Raw genomic sequence first — 3,340 nt, 5'->3', positions numbered from 1 at the left:
TCCGATCCGGGCGTGGCCGCCAGCACGTCCTCCCGCCGCGCGGCGAGCAGCCGGTCGCGGAGCGCCATCTGCCCGGCGAAGGCCTCGTCCGCCACCAGCCACTCCGCCATCGACAGGGGCTGCGTCCCCGGCAGGCGGCGCTGCGCGGGCACCATCCAGGGCGCGGAGGGCAGGACCGAGTGGAGCACGGGATCGTTCATTTGCGACCTGTTTTCCTTCCGGTCTGCCGTTTCGCGGCGCGCGGCGCGCGGGCGCGCGCGGATCATTCCCGGCAGCAGCCCCCCAGCACGGTCGCCCCGATGAATGAAGCCTATCGCATCCCCGCGCGCAAGATCGACCCCGGCAAGGGTCCGCTTCTGCCCGACGGCACGCCGAACGACCAGGACCGGGTGGAGATCGGGCCGACGCCGCTTGCCTATGCCGAGTGGGAGGCGGCGGGCCTGACGCTCCCCGACCTGCCCGCGATGCGGCGCTGGCGGCTCGACCGGATCGTCGGGCGACTGGCCGAGCGCGACCTCGCCGGCGTGCTCCTCTTCGATCCGCTCAGCATCCGCTACGCCACCGACAGCACCAACATGCAGCTCTGGAACGCGCACAACCCGTTCCGCGCCTGCCTCGTCATGGCGGACGGGCACATGGTGCTCTGGGACTACAAGCAGGCGCCCTTCCTCGCGCAGCACAATCCGCTGGTGGCCGAGCTGCGCTCGGGCGCGTCGATGTTCTACGGCGTCACCGGCGACCGGACGGAGGCGGCGGCCGAGGCCTTCGCCGACCAGGTCGCCGACCTCCTCACGACGCGGGCGGGCGGCAACCGGCGCCTCGCGGTCGACAAGATCATGCTCCACGGCGCGCGCGCGCTCGAGGCGCGGGGCATCGCCCTTCTCGACGGCGAGGAGGTGATGGAGAAGGCCCGCGCCATCAAGGGCCCCGAGGAGATCCGCGCCATGCGCTGCGCGGTCCATGCCTGCGAGGCCGCCGTGGCCGAAATGCAGGCCGCGATGCGCCCCGGCATCACCGAGGACGACCTCTGGGCCGTGCTCCATGCGGGGAACATCCGGCGCGGCGGCGAGTGGATCGAGACGCGCCTCCTCGCCTCGGGGCCGCGCACGAACCCGTGGTTCCAGGAGTGCGGGCCGCGCACGATCCGCGAGAACGAGATCGTCGCCTTCGACACCGACCTCATCGGCGCCTACGGCTACTGCGTCGACATGAGCCGGACCTGGTGGACGGGGCCCGAGCGCCCGCGCGCGGACATGGTGGAGGCGATGCGCCACGCGCTCGACCACATCCACGGCAACATGGCGCTCCTGCGGCCCGGCGTGCCCTTCCGCGAGCTCGTCTTCGGCGGCCACAGGCTCGATCCCCGCTACGAGGCGCGCAAGTATTCCTGCCGCTTCCACGGGGTCGGCCTCTGCGACGAGTGGCCCTACATCGCCTATCCGGACGGCTACGTGGAGGGCGCCTTCGAGGCGGTGCTCGAGCCCGGCATGACGCTCTGCGTCGAGGCGCTGGTGGGCGAGGACGGGGGCGACTTCTGCATCAAGCTCGAGGAGCAGGTGCTGATCACCGGGGACGGCGTCGAGGTGCTGACCTCCTACCCCTTCGACGCGGCGCTCCTGGGGGGCTAGGCCCCGGATCACGGGCCGCGCGCGCGGCGACACGTCCCCGTGAAAGAGGTTGCGCGCGGGTTGCCCGGGACTTCGCATGTGCCCATGCTCGGACGGCCAGAGCGGAGACCGCCCCCCATGCCGACCGAACGCTTCACCTTCAAGGGCCATTCCGGCCACGACCTCGCCGCGCGGCTCGACCTGCCGGAGGGGGCGCACCTCGCCACCGCGCTCTTCGCCCATTGCTTCACCTGCGGCAAGGACATCGCGGCCGCCCGGCGCATCGCGGCGCGGCTGACGGGCGAGGGCATCGCGGTCCTGCGGTTCGACTTCACCGGGCTCGGCCATTCGGAGGGCGAGTTCCAGAACACCTCGTTCACCTCGAACGTCGAGGACCTCGTGCTGGCGGCCGAGACGCTGTCGGCGCGCGGCATGGCGCCCGCGCTCCTCGTCGGCCATTCGCTCGGCGGCGCCGCGATCCTCAAGGCCGCGCGGTCGATTCCCTCGGCGCAGGCCGTCGTCACCATCGGCGCGCCCTTCGATCCGGGGCATGTCACGCACAACTTCGGCGACGCGCTCGAGACGATCCGGCGCAAGGGCGCGGGCGAGGTCGATCTCGGCGGCCGCAAGGTCACGATCGGGCGGAGCTTCGTCGAGGACGTCGCGGGCGCGGCGCTGAGCGAGGACATCGGGCATCTCGGCCGCGCGCTCCTCGTGCTGCACGCGCCGCGCGACGCGGTCGTGGGGATCGACAACGCGACCCGGATCTTCACCGCCGCCCGCCACCCCAAGAGCTTCGTCACCCTCGACGACGCGGACCACCTCGTGTCGCGGGGCGCGGACGCGGAATACGCCGCCGCGATCATCGCCGCCTGGGCGCAGCGCTACCTCGACCTTCGCCCGCCCGCCCCGCCGCCGGGCGCGCCGGAGGGCGTCACGCGCGTGACCGAGGCGGATCGGAACGGGTTTCTCCAGGACGTGATGGCGGGCCCGCTCCACCACGTCCTCGCCGACGAGCCCGAGAGCTACGGCGGCACCGACCGGGGCCTCACGCCCTACCAGTTCCTCGCCGCGGGGCTCGGGGCCTGCACCTCGATGACGATCCGCATGTATGCGCGCCGCAAGGGCTGGCCGCTCGACCAAGTCGCCGTCGACATCCGCCACGACCGCGTGCACGCGCAGGACGCGGGCAACGGCGACCGGCCGCTCGACCGGTTCCGGCGGCTGATCCGCCTCGAGGGCGCGCTCGACGCGGAGCAGCGCGCGCGGCTTCTGGAGATCGCCGACAAGTGCCCGGTGCACCGGACGCTGGAACACGGCGCGACGGTCGAGACGGAGCTGCAGGCCTGAGGCGCGCCACCCGGGCCTTGCGCGGGACGGCGGCCGGGAAGTGCGTATTTCGGGAAAGATGAAAGCGGGGCCGCGCGCCCGGTCGTGACGCGGGCCGGGCGGGGAACGGCGGGCGGGCCCCGCGCGTTGCGTGGCAACCCGCAACCCGGCGAGAGACCATGACGCCCGCAGACCTCGTCTACTACCCCGACGACCGGCCCGGCATCCGCCGCGAGCGGCGGGGGCGCGGGTTCTCCTACATCGCGCCCGACGGCACGCGCATCGCGCGGGGGCCGGAGCGCGCGCGGATCGAGGCGCTGGCGGTGCCGCCCGCCTACGAGGACGTGTGGATCTGTCCCCTGCCCGAGGGGCACCTCCAGGCCACCGGCTACGACGCGCGGGCG

Annotated in this window: 2 protein-coding genes and 2 pseudogenes; 3 read left to right on the top strand and 1 reads right to left on the bottom strand. The window is 73.3% G+C overall.

From position 1 onward, the window contains the following. Positions 1-200 (bottom strand): annotated as a pseudogene (locus ACTS11_RS09865) (hypothetical protein); the annotation flags it as partial. Positions 201-299: 99 nt separating this feature from the next. Between ACTS11_RS09865 and dddP the strand changes: the two are divergent. From dddP to ACTS11_RS09850, 3 genes and pseudogenes are all read left to right on the top strand, one after another. Further along, complete coding sequence (gene dddP, locus ACTS11_RS09860) at positions 300-1,628, top strand: dimethylsulfonioproprionate lyase DddP (protein ID WP_442640146.1); 1,329 nt, start codon at positions 300-302, stop codon at positions 1,626-1,628. A gap of 117 nt (positions 1,629-1,745) precedes the next feature. Then, the gene (locus tag ACTS11_RS09855; protein WP_442640145.1) at positions 1,746-2,957 is read left to right on the top strand and encodes a bifunctional alpha/beta hydrolase/OsmC family protein; all 1,212 of its coding nucleotides are present in this window, start codon (positions 1,746-1,748) and stop codon (positions 2,955-2,957) included. Positions 2,958-3,115: 158 nt separating this feature from the next. Continuing rightward, positions 3,116-3,340 (top strand): annotated as a pseudogene (locus ACTS11_RS09850) (DNA topoisomerase IB); the annotation flags it as partial.

This window comes from Roseicyclus sp., assembly GCF_052168335.1.
Lineage (GTDB): Bacteria > Pseudomonadota > Alphaproteobacteria > Rhodobacterales > Rhodobacteraceae > Roseibacterium.
Note: the sequence above shows the minus strand (reverse complement) of the source record. Positions and strands in the feature narration are given on the sequence as shown.

Excerpts from the sequence above, each read along its gene's own strand:
- dddP (WP_442640146.1), top strand. The coding sequence starts at position 300 with ATGAATGAAGCCTATCGCATCCCCGCGCGCAAGATCGACCCCGGCAAG.
- ACTS11_RS09855 (WP_442640145.1), top strand. The coding sequence starts at position 1,746 with ATGCCGACCGAACGCTTCACCTTCAAGGGCCATTCCGGCCACGACCTC.